The following is a 20,151-nucleotide window of genomic DNA, read 5'->3' on the forward strand; positions in this document are numbered from 1 at the left end:
CTAGGCGGTCGGTCGCCGCTCACCCACGCCGGTCCACCCGGTCGGGGTCGCCGGCCCCGGCCGCGAGGTCCCGGAGCAGGCGGGCCGTGGCGAGCGCGGCCGAGGCCGCCTCGTGGCCCTTGTCCTCCGACGAGCCGGGCAGCCCGGCCCGGTCCAGCGCCTGCTGCTCGTCGTCGCAGGTGAGCACCCCGAAGCCGACGGCGACCCCGTGGTCCAGCGCGACCCGGTTGAGCCCGTCGGTCGCGGCCGAGCAGACGTACTCGAAGTGGGGGGTCCCGCCGCGGATCACCACGCCCAGGGCCACCACCGCGTCGTGGCCGGCGGCCGCGAGGGCGCCGGCGACCACGGGGAGCTCGAACGTGCCCGGCACCCGGACCTCGGTCGCGTCCTCGGCGCCGGCGTCGGCGAGCGCCCGTCGGGCGCCCGCCAGGAGGCCGTCCATCACCTGCTCGTGCCAGCTGGCCGCCACGACGGCGACCCTCAGGCCCGAGGCGTCGACGTCGCCGAGGACGGGGCTTCCGGATCCGCTCATGACTGTTCCTCCAGGTCGGGGAGCTGGTGGCCCATGCGGTCCCGCTTCGTCAGCAGGTAGGCCAGGTTGTGGTCGTTGGGGTGGGGGGTGAGCGGGACCCGCTCGGCGACCCGGATGCCGTAGTCCTCCAGGCTCCGGGTCTTCTCGGGGTTGTTGGTCATCAGCCGGACGGCACCCACGCCCAGGTCGCGCAGGACCTGGGTGGCGGCGCCGTAGTGCCGGGCGTCGGCGGGGAGGCCGAGGTCGAGGTTGGCGTCGACCGTGTCCCGGCCGCCGTCCTGGAGCTCGTAGGCCTGCAGCTTGCCGACCAGCCCGATCCCCCGGCCCTCGTGGCCGCGCAGGTAGACCACGACGCCGCGGCCCTCCTCGGCGATCCGGTCCAGCGCCTCCTCGAGCTGGGGGCCGCAGTCGCAGCGCCGGCTGCCGAAGACGTCGCCCGTGAGGCACTCGGAGTGCACGCGGGTGAGCACCGGCTCGTCACCGGCCAGGTCGGCCAGGTCGCCGCGGACCAGCGCGACGTGCTCCGACCCGTCGACGGTGATCCGGTAGCCCACCGCGGTGAAGTCGCCGTGCCGGGTGGGGAGCCGCGTCTCGGCGACCCGCTCCACGTGCATCTCGTGCCGGCGGCGGTAGCGGACCAGGTCGTCGATGGAGATCATCGCCAGGCCGTGCTCGTCGGCGAACTCGCGCAGCTCGGGGCCGCGCTTCATCGTCCCGTCGTCGTTCACGACCTCGACCAGCACGCCGGCCGGGGTCAGCCCGGCGAGGCGGGCGAGGTCGACGGCGGCCTCGGTGTGCCCGCGACGCACCAGCACCCCGCCCTCGCGGTAGCGCAGGGGGAAGACGTGGCCGGGCCGGGTCAGCTCCCACGGCTCGGTGGCGGAGTCGGCGAGCACCCGCGCGGTGTGGGCGCGGTCGGCCGCCGAGATCCCGGTGCTGACGCCGTCCCGGGCGTCCACCGAGATCGTGTACGCCGTGCGCAGCTTGTCCTTGTTGTGGGGCGTCATCAGCGGGATCTCGAGCCGGTCGAGCATGGCGGCCGGCATCGGCACGCAGATCACCCCGCTGGAGTGCCGGATCGTGAACGCCATCAGCTCGGGCGTCGCCTTGCTGGCGGCGAAGATGATGTCGCCCTCGTTCTCGCGGTCCTCGTCGTCGACGACCAGCACCGCCTTCCCGGCGGCGATGTCGGCGACAGCCCGCTCGACGGGGTCCAGTCGGATGCTCATGCGTTGACTCCTTCGGGGACCACCCGGGTGGGGTGGCTCGGACCGGCCTCGGCCGGCGGTTGGGGGGTGCGGGGGGCCGGGACGGCGCCGGCGGCGCGCCACCACACGACGAAGCCGAGGACGACGAAGCCGGCGTAGACGAGGTACATGACGGCCGTGGGGTGGTAGCCGGCCCGCAGGAGGCTGGTCACCCCGACGACGTCGACGAGGAGCCAGACCAGCCAGAACTCGACCCAGCCGCGCGCCATCCCCCAGGTCGCCAGCACCGAGCCGGCGAGGATCCAGGCCTCGGTCGCGGGGCCCCACGAGCCCAGCCGCTCCAGGACGACGTACGCCACGGCGTACCCGACGGCGCCGACCAGCGCCAGCAGGGCCCGCTCGCCCCAGGTGGCCCAGCGCGGGGCGATCGCCCCGCCGTCGGCGGCGCGGGCGTGGCGACGCAGGCGGTTCCAGCGCACCCAGCCGTAGAGGCTCACGGCCGCGAAGAAGACCTGGCGGCCGGCCTGCCCCCACAGGGGCTCGGCGACGACGCCGCTCAGCGAGCCGCTGGCAAAGACCGTGAAGAGGAGGACGTTGCCGACCAGCCCCACCGGCCAGGCCCAGACCACGCGGCGCATGCCGAGCAGGGCGGAGGCGAGGCCGAAGACGTTGCCCACGACCTCGGGGGCGCTCAGGCTGCCGCCGGGGACGGCGATGGTGCCCTGCACCAGCCATTCGAGCAGGCCCATCATGCCTCCCCGCCCTGCGGCAGGTAGGCGCGGACCAGCTTGGCCACGTGCTTGGCGATGACGTCGGTCTCGAGGTTGACCCGGTCCCCGACCCGGCGGAACCCGAGGGTGGTGCGGGCCAGGGTCTCGGGGATCAGGCTGACCGTGAAGCTGCGCTCGCCCACGTCGACCAGGGTGAGGCTGACGCCGTCCACCGTGATCGACCCCTTCTCGACGAGGTACGGCGCCATCTCGGGAGGCATCGAGACCTCCACGACCTCCCAGTGCTCGCTGGGGGTGCGTGCCAGCACCTCGCCGACCCCGTCGACGTGGCCCTGGACGATGTGGCCGCCCAGGCGCTTGTCGGCGGTGACGGCGCGCTCGAGGTTGACCCGGTCGCCGGGGGCGACCCCCGCGAGGCTGGTCCGGTCGAGGGTCTCCTGCATCAGGTCGGCGGTCCACAGGTCGACCGCTCCCCCCGGCACCGACGAGCCGGTGTCGCTCACGGTCAGGCAGCAGCCGTTGACCGAGATCGAGTCACCCAGGTGGACGTCGTCCAGCACGGTCTCGGCAGCGATGGTGAGGCGGAGGGCGTCGCCCTGGTCGAGCACCGCGTGCACGGTGCCGAGCTCCTCCACGATTCCGGTGAACATCAGTCCTCCTGCAGGGGCACGGGTCGCTGGGGGGTCATGGTGAGGCGCACGTTGGTCTCGGCGCCCTCGCCGAGGACGGTCACGTCGACGACGTCGAGGTGGTGGGCGTCGGCGATCGTGGCGATCCCCAGGTCGCCGACGCTGGAGCGGCCGGAGCCCAGCAGCATCGGCGCCACGTACGCGACGACCTCGTCGACCAGCCCGGCGGCCAGGAACGCCGCCGCCAGGGTCGGCCCGCCCTCGAGGAATACGTGCTGCCGCTCCCGTGCCCGCAGCAGGGCCAGCGCCTCGTGCGGGTCGCGGGTGCGCAGCAGGACGGTCTCGGCGGCGTCGTCGAGCACGCGGCGGTCGTCGGGGAGCTCGCGCAGGCCCATCACCGCCCGCAGCAGCTGGACGGGGAGGTCGCGGTCGTCGGCGTCGCGGACCGTGAGCCGTGGGTCGTCGACGACGACCGTGTTGGTGCCCACCAGGATCGTGTCGCAGAGCGCCCGGAGGCGGTGGGTGTCGACCCGGGCGGGGCGCGAGCTGACCCAGCGGCTGGTGCCGTCGGCGGCGGCGCTGCGACCGTCCAGGGTGGTGGCGAACTTCCACGTGACGAAGGGGCGGCCGTGCTCGTGGGCGAAGGTCCACGCGCGGTTGACCGCGCGGGCCTCCGCGGCGAGCAGGCCCTCGGCCACCTCGACCCCGGCCTCCCGCAGGGCCTCGCCACCGCCGCGGGCGACCGGGTTGGGATCGGCCTGGGCGAAGACCACCCGTCGCACGCCGGCCGCCAGCAGCGCCTGCGAGCACGGACCGGTGCGGCCCGTGTGGTGGCAGGGCTCCAGGGTGACCACCGCGGTGGTGCCGCGGGCGTCCGAGCCGGCCCGGGCCAGGGCGTCGGCCTCGGCGTGCGGGGTGCCGGCCCCGCGGTGGAACCCCTCGGCGACGACGCGGCCGTCGTCGTCCAGCAGGACGCAGCCCACCCGCGGGTTGGGCCCGAGCGGCACGCCCGGGGTCGTCGCGAGCGCGAGGGCGCGGCGCATGGCGTCGCGCTCCGCCTGGCTGGTGGTCATCGCCTCTCCCGGGTCCGTCGCGGACTCTCGGGGGCGTGGTCGTCGGCGGCGCCACCCGCACGGCGGGGGACGGCGTCGGAGACCTGCGTGCGTCTTCTCATCCGGACTTTGACCGTCGGTCCAGGAGTTCCACCTGGTCAACCGGCCACTGGCGGTGGCCGGGTCGCGGACTTCCGGTCGAGGCGCGGACGCCTCGCTCGGTCACCGCCGGTGCGGAGTTTCACCGCCCCCAGAGCACGCGAGCTCTTCAGCTTGCGGGGGCCACTCTGCCACACGGCACCCGCTGCTCCGCATCCGGTGTGGTGGACGACACGCTCAGGCGGAGGCGGCCGCGGTCTCGGCCTTCGCCCGCAGCTCACGGACCATGGCGTCGGGGTCGTCGGCGGAGTAGACGGCCGAGCCCGCGACGAAGACGTCGGCGCCCGCCTCGGCGCACCGCTCGATCGTCTCGAGGCTGACGCCGCCGTCGACCTGGAGCCAGGTCTCGACGCCGTGCTTGCGCATCAGCGCGCGGGCCGCCCGGATCTTGGGCAGGCAGAGGTCGAGGAACTTCTGCCCGCCGAAGCCGGGCTCGACGGTCATGACCAGCAGCATGTCGAGCTCGGGCAGCAGCGCCTCGTAGGGCTCCACGGGGGTGGCGGGCTTCAGCGCCATGCTGGCCCGCGCGCCCTGGGCCCGGATCTCGCGGGCCAGGCGGACCGGCGCCTTCGCCGCCTCGGCGTGGAAGGTGACGCTGCCGCAGCCGGCCTCGGCGTACGCCGGCGCCCACCGGTCGGGGTCCTCGATCATCAGGTGGGCGTCGAGGGGGATCGCGGTGTGGCGGGCGAGGCTCTCGACCACCGGGAGCCCGAGGGTCAGGTTCGGCACGAAGTGGTTGTCCATCACGTCGACGTGCACCCAGTCGGCGCTGCCGATCCGGGACACCTCGGCCCCGAGGGCGGCGAGGTCGGCGTTGAGGATGCTCGGCGTGATCTGGATTCCCACGCCGACATCGTAGGTGCGGGTCAGTCGGGGTCGGCCGGGGGCTCGGCTCCCTCGGCCTCGTCGCGCTCCGCCCACTCCAGCAGGGGCGCGAGGTCGAAGACCGCGTCGTCGATCCCGGCGTGCAGGTCGCCGAGCTCGGCGTACCGAGCCGGCACCGTGGCGATCGTGAAGTCCTGCGGCACCACGTCGTCCACCTCGTCCCAGCGCACCGGGGTGGAGACCCGGGCGTCCGGGACCCCGCGCACGGAGTACGCCGCCGCGATCGTGTGGTCGCGGGCGTTCTGGTTGTAGTCCACGAAGAGCGCGGCCGGGTCGCGGTCCTTGCGCCACCACGCCGTGGTGACGTCGTCGGGCGCCCGGCGCTCGACCTCCCGGGCGAAGGCCAGGGCCGCCCGACGCACGTCGGAGAAGCCGTGCTCGGGCGGGATCCGGACGTAGACGTGGAGCCCCGACCCGCCGCTGGTCTTGGGGAACCCGGTCGCCCCCAGCTCGTCGAGCACCTCGTGGACCACGTGGGCGACCCGCCGCACCTGCGCCCAGTCGGAGTCGGGGCCGGGGTCGAGGTCGATCCGCCACTCGTCGGGCTTCTCGGTGTCGGCGCGGCGGCTGTTCCACGGGTGGAACTCGACCGTCGACATCTGCACCGCCCAGACCACCTGGGCGAGCTCGGTCACGCACAGCTCGTCGGCCGTCCGCTTCCAGCGCGGGAAGAACAGCTCGACCGTCTTCACCCAGGGGGGCGCCCCGGCGGGGAGCCGCTTCTGGTGGACCTTCTCCCCCGCCAGCCCCTTGGGGAAGCGGTGCAGCATGCACGGACGCTCGCGCAGGGCGTTGACGATCCCGTCGCCCACGGCCAGGTAGTACTCGACCAGGTCGAGCTTCGTGGCCCCGGTCTCGGGGAAGTAGACGCGGTCGGGGTTGCTCACCCGCACCACGCGGTCGTCGACCTCGATCTCGACGGCGGGAGGCTTGGACGGCACGGACAGCAGGCTAGCCGTCGCCCCGGCGCAGCAGGGCCATGAACATCGCATCGGTGCGGTGCCGGTGCGGCCACAGCTGGAGCGTGCCCGGCAACGGACCCGCGGCGTCCCGCGCCTCCGGGAGCACCGGGGCGAGGTCGACGAGGTCGACGTCCCCGCGCTCCGACAGCACCGCCGCGACGACGTCCGCGGTCTCCGCCAGGACCGGCGAGCAGGTGGAGTAGAGCACCACGCCGCCGGGCCGGACCGCGTCGAGCGCCCGGTCGAGCAGGGCGCGCTGCAGCGGCAGGAGGCCGGCGAGGTCGCCCTCCGTGCGCCGCCACCGGGACTCCGGCCGACGTCGCAGGGCGCCGAGACCCGTGCAGGGCACGTCGACGAGCACGCGGTCGAAGGTGCCGGGGTCCCAGGCGGGGACGGTCCCGTCGGCGGTGACCACGCCGAGCGCCGCGTCGGCCCCCGCGAGCGCCCGGCGGACCAGGCGGGCCCGGTGCTCCTGCCGCTCGACCGCGAGCAGCCGCGCGCCGGCGGCCGCGCCGGACTCCGTCCCGGCCAGCGCGGCCAGCAGGGCGGACTTGCCGCCCGGCCCGGCGCAGAGGTCGAGCCACCGCTCGGTCCGCGGCGCCCCGTCCGCCGGGGCTGCCAGCACCGCCCGGGCGAGCGCGAGGGCCACCAGCTGGGATCCCTCGTCCTGCACGCCGGCGCGCCCCTCGGCGACCGCGGGGACCTCGCCGGGGTCGCCGCCCGCCAGCACGACGCCGAACGGCGAGAGCCCGGTGGGCTCCCCCGGCAGCTCGGCCGGGACCGACCGGCCGGGGCGTGCCACGAGGACCACGGCGGGCGGGTCGTTGTCGGCCGCGAGCAGCCGCTCCAGCTCGGCGTCGACGTCGGCGACGCCGTCGGGGCCGGGCGCGCCCGGGCTCCGGGCCAGCGACGCGCCCAGCTGGTCCACGACCCAGCGCGGGTGCGAGTGCGCGACGGCGAGGAAGCCCCGGGGGTCGGTGGTCGGGTCGGGCGCGACCCGACGCACCCAGCCGGCCAGGTCGTGCTCGCTGACCCGGCGGAGCACCGCGTTGGCGAAGCCGGCGGCCCCCGGGCCGACCGTCGAGCGGACCAGGTCGACGGTGCTGCTCAGGGCCGCGTGAGCAGGCACCCGCATCGAGAGCAGCTGGTGGGTGCCGAGGCGGAGCGCGTCCAGGACCTTCGCCTGGACCTTCGCCAGCGGCCGGTCCACGCAGGCGGCCAGGACGGCGTCGTACGTGCCGCGGCGGCGCAGGGTGCCCGAGACGAGCTCGGTGGTGAAGGCGGCGTCGCGGCCCGTGAGGCCGTGCGCCCGCAGCACCGACGGCAGGACCAGGTTGGTGTACGCGTCGTCCACGCGGACCGCGACGAGCACGTCGAGGGCGGCCCGGCGGGGCGCGTCGGCCTCCGGGCGGGGCCGCGGGGGGCGTCCGCCCGGACGACGCCCCCGACGGGCCCGCGGGTCAGCCACCGAGCCCACCTGCCCGGAGGTCGGCGACGAGGCGCTTCGGGGCGCGGCACGCCCACGCCTCGGTCAGCACCTCGCGCAGCTCGGCGAGGGTGAGCTCGCCCAGGCGGGACTGCTGGACCAGCACCGCGTGGGTGCGGCGGAAGTGGTCGATGGTGAAGAAGGGCGTGCCGGGGTCGTCGACGAGTGCGGCCTTCTCGCCCTCGTCGGCCACGACGACCACCAGCAGGTCGTCGTACTCCTCCCCCGTCGCCGGGTCGACGGCGCTGGGATGGGGGTGGCGGTAGAGCAGGAAGCCCCTGCCCTTCTCGCCCCGGGGGACCTTCCAGGTCGGGACGTCGCCCCAGGTGACGCCGAGCTCGGTCTCGGGCAGTGCGCCGCAGATCGCCTCGACGTCCTCCGGGCGCGCGGGCCGCGAGCCGTCGTCCTGCTCCTCGCCGCGCCCGGCCATGTCAGGCGTCGCCCAGCCGGAACCCGGACTCCAGCCGGGCCCCCCGCGCCCAGTCGGCCGCGTCCATCTCCTTCTTGCCGAAGGGCTTGACGCGACCCAGCCGCACCGGGTCGGTGGCGGTGCCGACGAAGAGCGCCTTCTTGGTCACCTCCACCTCGCCGGGCGCGAGCCGGGGCTGGTCGGGGGCGGGACGCACGGGCCCGAGCTTGAGCCGCTCGCCGTCGTGGGTGCTCCAGGCGCCGGGGCCGGGCGTGCAGGCGCGGACGCGGCGGTCAACGGCCACGGCGGGCTCGGTCCAGTCGACCCGGGCGTCCTCGACGGTGATCTTGGGGGCGAAGGAGACGCCCTCGGCCTGCTGCTCACGGGCCTCCAGGGAGCCCGACTCGATGCCGTCGAGGGTCTGGACCAGCAACCCGGCCCCGCCCTCGGCCAGGCGGGCCAGGAGGTCGCCCGCGGTGTCGTCCTCGCGGATCCGCTCGGTCATCACCCCGAAGGTGGGACCGGCGTCCAGCTCCTTGACGATCCGGAACGTCGTCGCGCCGGTGACCTCGTCGCCGGCCCAGAGGGCGTGCTGGACCGGGGCGGCGCCGCGCCAGGACGGCAGCACCGAGAAGTGCAGGTTGACCCAGCCGTGCGGCACCAGGTCGAGCGCCGACTGGGGCAGCAGGGCGCCGTAGGCGACGACCGGGCAGCAGTCCGGCGCCAGGGCCTTCAGCGCCGCCTGGAACTCGGGGTCGCGCGGGTGGTCGGGCTTGAGCACCGGCAGCCCGAGCTCCTCGGCGCGCTGCGCGACCGGGCTGGCGACCAGCCTGCGACCGCGGCCCGCGGGGGCGTCGGGGCGGGTGACGACGCCGACGACGTCGTGGCGGGACGCGACGAGGGCGTCGAGGGCGGGGACGGCGACCTCGGGGGTGCCGGCGAAGACGAGGCGCATGTCAGAGACCGAAACCGTTCGTGGGGTGGGGGGAGACCTTGACGACGGGCTGCTCGAGGCCGAACCACTCGGACTCGCGGATCGCCCGCATGGCGGCCTTGCGGGCCTCGGCGTCGAGCCGGTCGATGAAGAGCACGCCGTCGAGGTGGTCCGTCTCGTGCTGGATGGCCCGCGCCAGCAGCTCGGAGCCCTCGATCCGCAGGGGCTCGCCGTGCATGTCGAAGCCGTCGGCGACGACCCGGAGCGCCCGCCGGCAGTCGAAGGTCAGGTCGGGGAGGGAGAGGCACCCCTCGGGACCGTCCTGCACCTCGTCGGAGAGGCTCAGCGTGGGGTTGACGAGGTGGCCCACCTCTCCTTCCACGTGCCAGGTGAAGACCCGGAGGCCCACCCCGATCTGCGGCGCGGCCAGCCCCGCCCCGGGAGCCGCCAGCATCGTGTCGGTGAGGTCCCGGACGAGGGTGCGGATCTCCTTGTCGAAGGAGTCGACCTCCATGGCCGGTCTCCGGAGGACCGGGTCGCCGAACAGGCGGATGGGCTGGACTGCCACGTGAACTGAGCTCCTCGCGTCGTGTGGCCGCCCAGTCTACGAACCCGTCCGGCGCGCACCCGCGACGGTGCGGTCGGGCGCCGGTCCTGCCAGACTGACGCGGTCTGGACCGGGGAGGGTGACATGACGACAGTGGTGGAGGTCCGCGACCTCCGGATGCGCTACGGCGACACCGACGTGCTGACCGGCGTCGACTTCCACGTGGAGGCCGGGGAGGTGGTCTGCCTGCTGGGCCCCAACGGGGCCGGCAAGACCACCACGATCGAGATCCTGGAGGGCTTCCGGATCCGCTCGGCCGGCGAGGTGGGGGTGCTGGGGCACGACCCGGCGACCGCCCCCGAGGACTGGCGGGCGCGGACGGGCGTCGTCCTGCAGTCGTGGCGCGACCACCCGCGCTGGACCCCGCGTCGGCTGCTGGACCACCTGGGGCGGTTCTTCGAGCCCTACTCCGAGCCCGGCAGACCGCGGCCGCACGACACCGCGCTGCTCCTGGAGACCGTGGGGCTCACCGAGCACGCCGACCGCAAGCTCGTCACGCTCTCCGGCGGCCAGCGGCGCCGGCTGGACGTGGCGGCCGCCATCGTCGGTCGCCCCGAGCTGCTCTTCCTCGACGAGCCGACCACCGGCTTCGACCCGCAGGCGCGCCGGGAGTTCCACGACCTGATCCAGCGGCTCGCCGCCGCCGAGGGGACCACCATCCTGCTGACCACGCACGACCTGGCCGAGGCGGAGAAGCTCGCGACCCGCGTGCTCGTGCTGGCCGGCGGGCAGATCGCCGCCGACGACACGGTCGACGGTCTCGCCCGGCGCGTCGAGGGCGAGGCCACCGTCCGGTGGCGGGTCGGGGCGGAGCGACGCACCGCCGCCGTCACCGACGCGACCGCCTTCGTCCGCGACCTGCTCGACACGCACGGGGACGCGCTGGCGGACCTCGAGGTGCGCCGGGCCAGCCTCGAGGAGGCCTACCTCTCCCTGGTACGGCGGCACGAGTCCGGCCAGCAGGACGCCGCTGCGCGGCTCTTCACGGAGGTGGCCCGGTGAACGCGGCGACCCACGCCTGGCGGCTGGGGCTGCGCCGCGGCTGGACCGAGTTCGTGCAGAGCATCCGGAGCCCGCAGGACCAGGGCTACTACCTCTTCACCGCCGTCCTCACGGTGGGCTACCTCTGGACCCAGCGGGACGAGGTCGTCGACGGCACGGACCTGACGGCGCCCACCGTCCTGCTGCCGAGCATCCTCGGGGCGTTGATCTGCTTCGGCATGGTGATCGGGCCGGCCAGCTCGCTCGCGATGGAGAAGGAGGACGGGACCCTCCTCCGGCACAAGGCCGTCCCGCACGGGGTCCAGGGCTACTTCGCCGGTCAGCTGCTCTTCCACGTCCTGGGCCTGCTCCCCCAGCTCCTGGTCGTCCTGGTGCCCAGCTTCCTGCTCTTCGAGGGTTTGATGAGCGAGCCGACCGGCTGGCTGACCGTGACCTGGGTGGTCCTGCTCGGACTGGTGGCCACCCTCCCCCTCGGACTGGTGCTGGGCGGCCTGGTGCCCAGCCCGCAGAAGCTCGGCACCTGGGGGATGCTGCCGATCCTCTTCCTCGTCGGCATCTCCGGGATCTTCTACCCGCTCGAACAGCTCTGGGGCTGGGTGCAGGTCCTCGCCCAGGCGTTCCCGGTCTACTGGGTCGCGCTCGGGTTGCGCTCGGCCTTCCTGCCGGACTCCGCGGCGGCCCTCGAGGTGGGCGAGAGCTGGCGCGTCCTGGAGACGGTGGGCGTCCTCGGGGCCTGGGCCGTGGTCGGGGCGCTCGTGACGCCGGTCGTCCTGCGTCGGATGGCGAGGCGGCAGACCGGCTCCCAGGTGGAGGCCGCGCGCGAGGCCAGCATGCAGTGGGTCCGGTGACCTGACGCAGCAGTGGTCACCCGACCGCCCAAACGCTCAGAGCTCGTGGGGGTCCACCTGGACCCGCACCGCCTGCAGCTTGCGCGCGGACCGGATGCGCTGCAGCTCGCCGAGGGCGTCGGAGAGCGCGGGCCCGAGGGCGCGCGGCACCCGCACGACGAGACGCACCTCGTCCGGGCCCTCGGCCCTCGGCCCGCGCGACGGTGCGGGGACGGGGACCGGACCCAGGACCTCGGCGACCTCCGGCAGCGCCAGCAGCGTCAACGCGTCGTCGACCGCGCCCGGCTCCCCCGTGATCGTCGCGAGCCGGACCACGGGCGGGAGGTGGGCCTGGGCGCGGACCTCCAGCTCGCGGTGGGCGAAGCCGGCCGGGTCCCACCGGACCAGGGCCTGCAGGGCCGGGTGGGCGGGGTCGCCCACGGCCATCACCCGGCCACCCGGGCGGACGAGCCCGCCGGCGGCCATCCAGCGGCGGAGCGCCTCCTCGTCGGTGCGCAGGTCGGTGCGGCCCAGGGGGACCCACGTGTCGAGCAGGAGGACGGCGGCGTAGCCGGCCGCCGCCACCGGCTCGGCGCCCGGGGTCGCCACCACGACCTCGGGCCGCTCCCCCACCGCGGCCAGGACCCGGTCTCCCCCCGAGCTGCGGATCGTCGCGCCGGGCAGGCTGCGCCCCAGCTCCTCGGCCGTGCGGTCCCGACCCACCACGGGCGCCCGCAGCCCGCGGTGGCCGCACTCGGGACAGGACCAGTGCTCGTCGTGCGTGCCGCACCACCGGCAGCGCGGCGGCCGGGTGCTGCTCCCCAGTTCCAGCGGGCCGCGACAGGCGCCGCAGCGCGCGGGCGTGCGGCACCGCTCGCAGGCCAGCGAGGGGGCCCAGCCCGACCGCGGCACCTGCACCAGCACCGGCCCGGACCGCAGGGCGGAGCGGAGCATGGCCTGCGCGGGGCCGGGGATGCGGGCAGGCACGCCGCGGTCCTCGCCCGGCACCACGTCGGTGCGGGCGGCCGCCCGGACCACCTCGCGCGCAGCCACCAGCGGGCGGGCCCAGCCGGTGCGCACCAGGTACTCCGCCTCGCAAGTCCGCGCGAAGCCGCCGACGAGCGCGGCGGCGCCGCTCAGCTCGGCCCGGGTGAGGAGCACCTCGCGGGTGTGGGGGTAGGGGGCGCGCGGCTCCGCGTGGAGGTCGTCGCCGTCGTCCCAGACCGCCACGAGCCCCAGGTCGTGGACCGGGGCGAAGGCCGCCGACCGCGTCCCGACGACGGCGCGACGCTCACCGCGGGACACCGAGAGGAACGCCGCGTAGCGGCGCGCCGGCCCGCCGTCGGCGGTGAGCACCGCGTGGCGGTCCTTACCCAGCACGGCGTCCAGGGCGGCGGAGAGCCGGCTCACGTCCCGGTGGTCCGGGACGCACAGCAGCACCCCCCGGCCGGAGGCCAGGGTCACGGCAGCCGCCTCGGCCAGCAAGGTCGGCCAGGGCGTCGCGGGGGCCGCCTGCCAGACGGCCCGCGGGGACCCTCCCGCGGCCAGTGCGGCCAGGAACGCGCCGGCGTCCCCCTGGCCGGCCCAGGCCCGCTGGGCACGGCCCAGGTCGAGGGTGGGCGACGGCGCCGGACCGGGGGTGGTCGCTGCCTCGACCGTCGCGTGCCGGGGCGGCACGGCGAGGCGCAGGACGTCGGCGCGCGCCCCGGCGTACCGGTGGGCCACGCGGGCGGTGAGCTCGGCGACCTCGGGGCTCAGCACCGGCTCGGGACTCACGACCCGCCGCAGGGGCGCCAGGCGACCCGGGTGGTCGCTGCTTGCGGCGCGCTCGACGACGAATCCGTCGACGTCCTGGCCGGCGAAGCGGACCTTGACCCGCGCCCCGGGCACCGCCGTCGCGGCCATCGCGACGGGGACCGCGTAGTCGAAGGGGCGGTCCAGGTGGGCCAGGGGGACGTCCACCAGGACCCGGGCGACGGGGTCGACCGCGGCGGGCTCGGCCTCCTCGGCCCGGCGGCGGCTCCGGTCCCTCGTGCGGGCCCGGGCCTCGGCCACGGACGCACGGAGGCCGGGCAGCATCTCCGGCTGCCCGGCCTCGTGCTCGCTCATGCGGAGGTGTCTACCAGTCCGCCCCGACATCGTCGGGACCGGCGGACCAGGAGGTGACGGTCAGAGACCGGCGGCGGCGCGCAGCTCGTCCGCCCGGTCCGTGACCTCCCAGGTGAAGCCCGGCAGCTCCCGGCCGAAGTGGCCGTACGCGGCGGTCGCGGCGTACTTCGGCTTCAGCAGGTCCAGGTCGCGGATGATCGCGGCGGGGCGCAGGTCGAAGACCTCGAGGACGGCCTTCTGGATCCTCTCGTCGTCGACGACGCCGGTGCCGAAGGTCTCGATGAAGACGCCCACCGGGGCGGCCTTGCCGATCGCGTAGGCCACCTGGGCCTCGCAGCGGCGGGCCAGGCCGGCAGCCACGACGTTCTTGGCCACCCAGCGCATCGCGTACGCCGCGGAGCGGTCCACCTTGGACGGGTCCTTGCCCGAGAAGGCGCCGCCGCCGTGGCGGGCCATGCCGCCGTAGGTGTCGATGATGATCTTGCGGCCGGTCAGGCCGGCGTCGCCCATCGGCCCGCCGATGACGAAGCGGCCGGTGGGGTTGACCAGCATCCGGTAGCCCTCGGAGGGGATGTCGAACGACGCGAGCACGGGGTCGATCACGTGCTGCTGGATCTCGGTCTCGAGCTTGGCGAGGTCGGTCTCCTCCGAGTGCTGGGTGGAGAGGACCACGGTGTCCACCCGGACGGGCCGGTTCTCGGCGTCGTACTCGATGGTGACCTGGGTCTTGCCGTCGGGGCGCAGGTGCGGCAGCGTGCCGTCCTTGCGGACTGCGGAGAGACGCTCGGCGAGGCGCTGCGCGATGGTGATCGGCAGCGGCATCAGCTCGGGAGTGTCGTCGCAGGCGTAGCCGAACATCAGCCCCTGGTCGCCGGCGCCCTGCTTGTCGAGCTCGTCGCTCGAGGTCTCGACGCGCTCCTCGTAGGCGTCGTCGACGCCCTGGGCGATGTCGGGCGACTGGGCGCCGATCGCCACCTGGACCCCGCAGGAGCGGCCGTCGAAGCCCTTGTCGGAGCTGTCGTAGCCGATCTCGAGGATCCGCTCCCGGACGAGCTGCGCCACCGGGGCGTAGGCCTTGGTGGTGACCTCGCCCGCGACCACGACGAGGCCCGTGGTCAGCAGGGTCTCCACGGCCACGCGGCTCTGGGGGTCGTGCTCGAGCAGGTAGTCGAGCACCGTGTCGCTGATCTGGTCAGCGATCTTGTCCGGATGACCCTCGGTCACCGACTCGGACGTGAAAAGGCGTCCAGACACGATGTCACTCTCTCCCTTGAGGTGTTGGTGGCGCTGTGGGTCGGGGGCACCGGCAGGCCCGGGCCGTCCGACGTGGTGGAGCAGTGCGGCAAGACTAGAGGGCAGCCAGCATGCAAGACAGGCGTCTCAGTGGGCGAATCGACGCGCGACCTCGTCCCAGATGGCGTGCGCGACGTCCGTCTTCGACGCCCGGGCGACCGCCCGGCTGCTGCCGTCGGCCCCAAGGATCACGACCTCGTTGTCCTCGCTGCCGAAGACCGCCCCCCCGCCCACGTCGTTGACGACGAGCAGGTCGCACCCCTTGCGGGCCAGCTTGGCGCGCGCCAGGTCCAGCACCGAGCCGGTGCTGTCGCCCGTCTCGGCGGCGAAGCCCACCACGACCGAGCCCGGCGCGCGGCGCTCGGTCGCGAGCTCGCGCAGCACGTCGGGGTTCTGCTCCAGGGCCAGCGGCGGCGCGGAGCCGTCGGCGGCCTTCTTGATCTTCTCCGTGGACTGCGCCACGGGGCGGAAGTCGGCGGGCGCGGCGGCCATCACGACGGCGTCGGCCGAGCCGGCCTCGCGCAGCACCGCCTCGCGCAGCTCGGCCGTGCTCGTCACCCGGACGACGTGCGCGCCCGCCGGGTCGGCCAGCGCGACGTTGGCGGCCACGACGGTCACCTCGGCCCCGCGGGAGAGGGCGGCGCGCGCCAGCGCGTAGCCCTGCAGCCCGGAGGACCGGTTGCCGAGGAACCGGACCGGGTCGAGGAACTCGCGGGTGCCGCCGGCCGAGACGACGACGCGACGGCCGGCGAGGTCGGCCGCGCCGGGCCTGGCGAGCACCTGCCGGGCGACCTCGTAGATCTCCACCGGGTCGGGCAGCCGACCCTTGCCGGTGTCCCGCCCCGTGAGGCGGCCGACGGCCGGCTCGAGCACGACGGCGCCGCGCGACCGCAGGGTGGCGACGTTGGCCCGGGTCGCGGGGTGCTCCCACATCTCGGTGTGCATCGCCGGCGCGAAGACCACCGGGCAGCGGGCGGTGAGCAGGGTGTTGGTGAGCAGGTCGTCGGCGATCCCGTGGGCCGCACGCGCCAGCACGTCGGCGGTGGCGGGGGCGACCACCACGAGGTCGGCCTCCTGCCCGATCCGCACGTGGGGCACCTCGTGCACCCGGCTCCACACGTCGGCGGCGACCGGCTTGCCCGAGAGGGCGGCCCAGGTCGGGGCGCCCACGAACTCGAGCGCGGCGGCGGTCGGCACGACGGTCACGTCGTGGCCCGACTCGCTGAAGCGGCGCAGGACCTCGCAGGCCTTGTAGGCCGCGATGCCCCCGGTGACCCCGAGGACGACACGGGGCCGCTCCCGCTGCTGCGGGGCGGCCTCGTCGACGGTGTCCGTCACGTCAGGGGGTCGTCACTCGGCGGTGGCGGCGGCCTCGGCCCGGGCGGCAGCCTGGGCGGCCTCCTCGGCGGCGAGCTCCGCGGGGTCCACGTCCTCGCAGGTGAGCAGGTCCTCGTTGATCTCGCGCAGGGCGATGGAGAGGGGCTTCTCCTGGACGTGGGTGTCGACCAGCGGGCCGACGTACTCCAGGAGGCCCTCGCCGAGCTGCGAGTAGTAGGCGTTGATCTGCCGGGCGCGCTTGGCGCTGTAGAGCACCAGCTGGTACTTGCTGTCGGTCTTGGTGAGCAGGTCGTCGATCGAGGGGTTGGTCACGCCCTCGGCGGCGATGTGGGGGGCAGACACGCGGGGGCCTCACAAAGGAAGTCGGGAATCAGGACTCGGGACCGAGCCCCATCAACGTTACCAACTCCTCCACCGCCTCGTGAACTTCACGGTTGACGATGGTGACGTCGAACTCCTCCTCCGCCGCCAGCTCGTCGCGGGCGGTCGCCAGGCGCCGCTCCCGCTCGGCCTCGGTCTCGGTGCCCCGGCCGACGAGCCGACGGACCAGCTCGTCCCACGACGGCGGCTTGAGGAAGACGAAGAGCGCCTCGGGCATCGACTCGCGGACCTGGCGGGCCCCCTGCAGGTCGATCTCCAGCATGGCGGGACGACCGGCGGCCAGGGCCTCCTCCACCGGGCCGCGGGGGGTGCCGTAGCGGGCCGCCCGGTGGACCGTGGCCCACTCGAGCAGCTGGGAGGAGTCGACCATCCGGTCGAACTCCTCGTCGGAGACGAAGCGGTAGTGGACGCCGTCCACCTCGCCGGGGCGAGGGGCCCGCGTCGTCGCCGACACCGAGATCCAGACCTCCGGGTGGTGCTCCCGCACGGCGGCGGCGACCGTGCCCTTGCCGACGGCGGTGGGTCCGGCCAGCACCACGAGGCGCGACCGGCCGGGCTGCTCCGGCACGCTCACTCCCCGGTGGCGAACTCGCGCTCGAGCGCGGCCACCTGCTTGGTGCCGAGCCCGCGCACGCGGCGGCTCTCCGCGATCCCGAGGCGCTCCATGATCTGGCGCGCCCGGACCTTGCCCACCCCGGGCATCGACTGGAGGAGGTCGACCACGCGCATCTTGCCGATGACCTCGTTCTCCTGCCCCTCCCGGATGACCTCGAGGATCGAGGCGCCGGAGTTCTTCAGGCGGTTCTTCACCTCGGCGCGCTCCCGGCGGGAGGCGGCTGCCTTGTCGAGCGCCGCCTGGCGCTGTTCGGGGGTGAGCGGGGGCAGGGCCACGTGTCGGTCCTCGTCTTCGTCGGGGTGGTGCGTCGGGCGGGTCGTCGGGTGCGCCGCGAGTCCGGTCAATCTAGTCACGGGTCGCTCCGGGCGGCAATCGCAGGCGGTCCGGGCGCCGGTGACCTGCGCCACCGCGCGCCGGGCCGGCTCAGGGGGCCAGCGCAGCGACCTCGTCGTTGCCCCGCTGCACGGCGTCCCGCAGCCGCTGCGGGTCCGGGCCGGCGGCCAGCACCCCCCTGGAGCTGCTCGGCAGCACCGCCGGGGCGGCCGCGCCGAAGATCCTGCGCAGGTCCTCGACCGTGCCGCCCTGGGCGCCGTAGCCCGGGGCCAGCAGCGGGCCGTTGACGTCGAGGTCCTCCTCCGGGGCGCCCAGGGTCGCCCCGACGACCGCGCCGAGGTCGCCCAGCGGCGTGGCCCCACGGTTGAGCTCGCGCAGGTGGTCCAGGACGACGCCCGCGACGGTGCGCCCGTCGGACCGGGCCTGCTGCACCTCGGCACCCTCGGGGTTGGAGGTGAGCGCCAGGACGAAGAGCCCGCCGCCGTGCCGCCGGGCCGCGTCGACGAAGGGCGCGAGGGAGCCGAAGCCGAGGTAGGGGCTGACGGTGACGGCGTCGGCCGCCACGAGAGAGGCCGGGTCGAGGTAGGCGTCGGCGTAGGCCTGGCTGGTGGACCCGATGTCCCCCCGCTTGACGTCGAGGAGGGTGAGCGCGCCGGCCTCCCGGGCGGTGGCCAGCACCCGCTCCAGGACCGCGACCCCGCGGCTGCCGAACCGCTCGAAGAACGCGCTCTGCGGCTTCACCACCGACGCCACCGGCGCCACCGCCTCGACGGCGCCGAGCGCGAACCGCTCGAGCCCCCCGACGTCGTCGGGGAGGCCCCAGTCGGCCAGCAGCGACGCGTGCGGGTCGATCCCGACGCAGAGCCGCCCGCGGCGGTCGAGAGCGTCGTGGAGTCGGGCGCCGAAGGGCTGGGTCACGGTTCCTCCTGGGGGTGGGGGGTGTGCGGGTGGTCCGGGCGGCGCACGGGGCGCTGCGGGTCGGCGCCGCGACCGAGCCGGTCGAGCACCGTGGGGTCGTGGAGCAGGGCCGTGCCGACCTGGACGGCGACGGCGCCCGCGGCCCGGAAGGCCCGCACGTCGGCCGGCTCCGCGATCCCGCCGGAGCCGACGACGGGGACGTCGGGGAGCGCGCGGCAGACCTCGTGCACGCAGCGCAGCGCCACCGGGCGGACGGCGGGCCCGCACAGGCCCGCGGGGGTGCCGTCGGCCAGCGCGGCGGGCACCGGCCCGCCGACCACCACACCCGTCGCGCCCGCGTCGGCGACCGCGCGGGCCGACTCGACGACGCGGGAGACGTCGGGGCGCAGCTTGGCCAGCACGGGCAGGTCGCGCGGCACCTCGCGGCGCACGGCGCTCACCACGGAGGCGGCGTGGAAGGGCTCCCGGGCGTCGAAGAGCCCGCTGCCCCGAGGATCGGGCACCGCGAGGTTGACCTCGACCCCGCGCACGCCGGGGGCGCGACCGACGCGCCGCGCCAGCTCGGCGTACTCGCCGAGGGTGGCGCCCACCAGCGAGACGTGGACCCAGGCGCCGGCTCGGACCAGCCAGGGCAGGTCGTCGGCGAGGAAGGCGGCCACGCCGCGGTTGCGGGCCCCCGCGAGGTGCACGAGGCCGCTCGGGGCCTCCTCGAGGCGGGGACCCGGGCCGTCACCGCGGGCGTCCAGCGTCAGGCTGCGCGAGACGAGCGGGAGCCCGTCGAGGTCGAGGTACGGCGCCAGCTCGCGCCCGCTGCCCCCGCACCCCGCGGCGACGACCACCGGGCTGGGCAGGCGGAGGGCGGTCACCAGTCCACCCCGTCCGCCCCGGCCACCCGGGCCGCCCCGGTCCCTCCACCTGGGCGTCGGTCGGCGAGGGCGCCCCAGTTGACCCGGTCCGCGCGCAGCGCGGGGCCCTCGTGGCACGCGCGCGCCCAGCTCGGCTGGCCCGCGGCGTCCTGGACCGGGACCTCGCAGGCCCCGCAGAGGCCCGTCCCGCACGGCATCGCGGGTGCCACGGCCACCTGGGCGCTCACGTCGTGGGCCTCGGCCGCGCGGGCGACCGCCCGCAGCAGGGCCGGGGAGCCGGAGGCGTAGACCACGGCCGGGGCGCTGCCGGCGACCGGGCCTGCCACCAGGTCGGCGACCACGTGCTCGGCGCGGCCGCGGGTGCCGACGGAGCCGTCCGCGGTGACCACGGTGACGGCGCGGGCCAGCCTGCGGGCCTCGAGCGTCGCGAGCAGGTGGGCCTCGTCGTCGGCCGCGACGACCATCGTCACCGCGCACGAGCGCTCGCGCAGGCGCTCGGCCAGGGCGAGCAGCGGGGCCGCGGCGACCCCCTCGCCGACCAGCAGGCAGGCCACGGGCTCGCGAGGCAGCGCGAACGCCCGGCCGAGCGGCCCGGTCAGCGGCAGCCGGTCCCCGGGGGCCCGGTCGCCCAGCCAGCGGCTGCCGGTTCCCCGCGGCTCGACGACGACCTCGAGGGTCGCCCCGTGGGTGCCGCTCCCCCGCACCCGGTGGACCCACATCGGCCGCCGGGCCAGCTGCGCCGGGCCGACCGTGACCGCCACGAACATCCCGGGCCGGAACCCCTCGGCCACCCCCGGGGCGGCAAGGGTGAGGACGCGGTGGGCACCGGCCCGCCGGTTGGCCAGCACCTCGGCGACCACGTGCACCGGCACCC

The 20,151-nt window shown here is 75.6% G+C and carries 22 protein-coding genes and 1 riboswitch; of the genes, 2 read left to right on the forward strand and 20 right to left on the reverse strand.

The window, feature by feature from the left end; translation table 11 throughout:
• Positions 1-19: 19 nt before the first annotated feature.
• The 11 genes from ribH to def form a co-directional block, all read right to left on the reverse strand.
• The gene (gene ribH, locus DNK53_RS06170) at positions 20-532 is read right to left on the reverse strand and encodes a 6,7-dimethyl-8-ribityllumazine synthase (RefSeq protein ID WP_110181466.1); all 513 of its coding nucleotides are present in this window, start codon (positions 530-532) and stop codon (positions 20-22) included.
• On the reverse strand, positions 529-1,761 hold the full coding sequence (locus tag DNK53_RS06175) for a bifunctional 3,4-dihydroxy-2-butanone-4-phosphate synthase/GTP cyclohydrolase II (RefSeq protein ID WP_110181467.1): 1,233 nt from the start codon (positions 1,759-1,761) through the stop codon (positions 529-531). The genes ribH and DNK53_RS06175 overlap by 4 nt, the downstream gene beginning before the upstream one ends.
• Positions 1,758-2,492 (reverse strand): nicotinamide mononucleotide transporter family protein, encoded by a 735-nt coding sequence (locus DNK53_RS06180; RefSeq protein ID WP_420846485.1) that lies wholly within the window; start codon positions 2,490-2,492, stop codon positions 1,758-1,760. Before DNK53_RS06180 ends, DNK53_RS06175 begins: the two co-directional genes overlap by 4 nt.
• Positions 2,489-3,121 (reverse strand): riboflavin synthase, encoded by a 633-nt coding sequence (locus tag DNK53_RS06185; protein ID WP_110181469.1) that lies wholly within the window; start codon positions 3,119-3,121, stop codon positions 2,489-2,491. The genes DNK53_RS06180 and DNK53_RS06185 overlap by 4 nt, the downstream gene beginning before the upstream one ends.
• On the reverse strand, positions 3,121-4,173 hold the full coding sequence (gene ribD / locus DNK53_RS06190; RefSeq protein ID WP_239456391.1) for a bifunctional diaminohydroxyphosphoribosylaminopyrimidine deaminase/5-amino-6-(5-phosphoribosylamino)uracil reductase RibD: 1,053 nt from the start codon (positions 4,171-4,173) through the stop codon (positions 3,121-3,123). The genes DNK53_RS06185 and ribD overlap by 1 nt, the downstream gene beginning before the upstream one ends.
• 83 nt (positions 4,174-4,256) lie before the next feature.
• Positions 4,257-4,415, reverse strand: a riboswitch (FMN riboswitch).
• A 73-nt stretch (positions 4,416-4,488) separates the two neighbouring features.
• A complete protein-coding gene (rpe, locus tag DNK53_RS06195) occupies positions 4,489-5,157 on the reverse strand; it encodes a ribulose-phosphate 3-epimerase (protein WP_110181470.1) in 669 nt (222 codons plus the stop codon).
• 20 nt (positions 5,158-5,177) lie between these two features.
• The gene (gene ligD / locus DNK53_RS06200) at positions 5,178-6,137 is read right to left on the reverse strand and encodes a non-homologous end-joining DNA ligase (RefSeq protein WP_239456392.1); all 960 of its coding nucleotides are present in this window, start codon (positions 6,135-6,137) and stop codon (positions 5,178-5,180) included.
• 10 nt (positions 6,138-6,147) lie between these two features.
• Positions 6,148-7,626: an RsmB/NOP family class I SAM-dependent RNA methyltransferase gene (locus DNK53_RS06205; RefSeq protein ID WP_110182338.1), complete on the reverse strand. Its 1,479-nt coding sequence runs from the start codon at positions 7,624-7,626 to the stop codon at positions 6,148-6,150.
• On the reverse strand, positions 7,619-8,074 hold the full coding sequence (locus tag DNK53_RS06210) for an MmcQ/YjbR family DNA-binding protein (protein ID WP_110181472.1): 456 nt from the start codon (positions 8,072-8,074) through the stop codon (positions 7,619-7,621). The genes DNK53_RS06205 and DNK53_RS06210 overlap by 8 nt, the downstream gene beginning before the upstream one ends.
• Before the next feature lies 1 nt (position 8,075).
• Entirely contained in the window at positions 8,076-9,008 is a 933-nt protein-coding gene (gene fmt, locus DNK53_RS06215; RefSeq protein WP_110181473.1) for a methionyl-tRNA formyltransferase, read from the reverse strand.
• Between the two features lies 1 nt (position 9,009).
• Entirely contained in the window at positions 9,010-9,555 is a 546-nt protein-coding gene (gene def, locus DNK53_RS06220; protein WP_110181474.1) for a peptide deformylase, read from the reverse strand.
• Between the two features lie 123 nt (positions 9,556-9,678).
• Here def and DNK53_RS06225 point away from each other — a divergent pair, with 123 nt between their 5' ends.
• Complete coding sequence (locus tag DNK53_RS06225; RefSeq protein WP_204163793.1) at positions 9,679-10,596, forward strand: ABC transporter ATP-binding protein; 918 nt, start codon at positions 9,679-9,681, stop codon at positions 10,594-10,596.
• On the forward strand, positions 10,593-11,444 hold the full coding sequence (locus DNK53_RS06230) for an ABC transporter permease (RefSeq protein ID WP_110181475.1): 852 nt from the start codon (positions 10,593-10,595) through the stop codon (positions 11,442-11,444). Before DNK53_RS06225 ends, DNK53_RS06230 begins: the two co-directional genes overlap by 4 nt.
• Before the next feature lie 36 nt (positions 11,445-11,480).
• Here DNK53_RS06230 and DNK53_RS06235 read toward each other — a convergent pair whose 3' ends face one another.
• The 9 genes from DNK53_RS06235 to DNK53_RS06275 form a co-directional block, all read right to left on the reverse strand.
• A complete protein-coding gene (locus DNK53_RS06235; RefSeq protein ID WP_204163794.1) occupies positions 11,481-13,532 on the reverse strand; it encodes a primosomal protein N' in 2,052 nt (683 codons plus the stop codon).
• 60 nt (positions 13,533-13,592) lie between these two features.
• Positions 13,593-14,786, reverse strand: a complete 1,194-nt coding sequence (metK, locus tag DNK53_RS06240; RefSeq protein WP_110181476.1) for a methionine adenosyltransferase — start codon at positions 14,784-14,786, stop codon at positions 13,593-13,595.
• A 126-nt stretch (positions 14,787-14,912) separates the two neighbouring features.
• Positions 14,913-16,163: a bifunctional phosphopantothenoylcysteine decarboxylase/phosphopantothenate--cysteine ligase CoaBC gene (coaBC, locus tag DNK53_RS06245; RefSeq protein WP_110181477.1), complete on the reverse strand. Its 1,251-nt coding sequence runs from the start codon at positions 16,161-16,163 to the stop codon at positions 14,913-14,915.
• 12 nt (positions 16,164-16,175) lie between these two features.
• On the reverse strand, positions 16,176-16,505 hold the full coding sequence (gene rpoZ / locus DNK53_RS06250; RefSeq protein ID WP_110181478.1) for a DNA-directed RNA polymerase subunit omega: 330 nt from the start codon (positions 16,503-16,505) through the stop codon (positions 16,176-16,178).
• A gap of 28 nt (positions 16,506-16,533) precedes the next feature.
• Positions 16,534-17,112 (reverse strand): guanylate kinase, encoded by a 579-nt coding sequence (gene gmk, locus DNK53_RS06255; protein ID WP_204163795.1) that lies wholly within the window; start codon positions 17,110-17,112, stop codon positions 16,534-16,536.
• A 2-nt stretch (positions 17,113-17,114) separates the two neighbouring features.
• Entirely contained in the window at positions 17,115-17,435 is a 321-nt protein-coding gene (gene mihF, locus DNK53_RS06260; protein ID WP_110181480.1) for an integration host factor, actinobacterial type, read from the reverse strand.
• Between the two features lie 148 nt (positions 17,436-17,583).
• Entirely contained in the window at positions 17,584-18,411 is an 828-nt protein-coding gene (gene pyrF / locus DNK53_RS06265) for an orotidine-5'-phosphate decarboxylase (protein WP_110181481.1), read from the reverse strand.
• On the reverse strand, positions 18,408-19,277 hold the full coding sequence (locus tag DNK53_RS06270; RefSeq protein ID WP_162599815.1) for a tRNA-dihydrouridine synthase: 870 nt from the start codon (positions 19,275-19,277) through the stop codon (positions 18,408-18,410). Before DNK53_RS06270 ends, pyrF begins: the two co-directional genes overlap by 4 nt.
• A complete protein-coding gene (locus DNK53_RS06275) occupies positions 19,274-20,149 on the reverse strand; it encodes an iron-sulfur cluster-binding protein (RefSeq protein ID WP_204163796.1) in 876 nt (291 codons plus the stop codon). The genes DNK53_RS06270 and DNK53_RS06275 overlap by 4 nt, the downstream gene beginning before the upstream one ends.
• Positions 20,150-20,151: the final 2 nt, after the last annotated feature.

This window comes from Nocardioides solisilvae (genome assembly GCF_003194625.1).
Lineage (GTDB): Bacteria > Actinomycetota > Actinomycetes > Propionibacteriales > Nocardioidaceae > Nocardioides > Nocardioides solisilvae.

Coding starts and splice junctions, on each gene's coding strand:
- fmt (WP_110181473.1), bottom strand. CDS start 9,008: ATGCGCCTCGTCTTCGCCGGCACCCCCGAGGTCGCCGTCCCCGCCCTC.
- DNK53_RS06185 (WP_110181469.1), bottom strand. CDS start 3,121: ATGTTCACCGGAATCGTGGAGGAGCTCGGCACCGTGCACGCGGTGCTC.
- DNK53_RS06180 (WP_420846485.1), bottom strand. CDS start 2,492: ATGATGGGCCTGCTCGAATGGCTGGTGCAGGGCACCATCGCCGTCCCC.
- ribH (WP_110181466.1), bottom strand. CDS start 532: ATGAGCGGATCCGGAAGCCCCGTCCTCGGCGACGTCGACGCCTCGGGC.
- DNK53_RS06210 (WP_110181472.1), bottom strand. CDS start 8,074: ATGGCCGGGCGCGGCGAGGAGCAGGACGACGGCTCGCGGCCCGCGCGC.
- DNK53_RS06235 (WP_204163794.1), bottom strand. CDS start 13,532: ATGAGCGAGCACGAGGCCGGGCAGCCGGAGATGCTGCCCGGCCTCCGT.
- DNK53_RS06225 (WP_204163793.1), top strand. CDS start 9,679: ATGACGACAGTGGTGGAGGTCCGCGACCTCCGGATGCGCTACGGCGAC.
- ribD (WP_239456391.1), bottom strand. CDS start 4,173: ATGACCACCAGCCAGGCGGAGCGCGACGCCATGCGCCGCGCCCTCGCG.
- DNK53_RS06175 (WP_110181467.1), bottom strand. CDS start 1,761: ATGAGCATCCGACTGGACCCCGTCGAGCGGGCTGTCGCCGACATCGCC.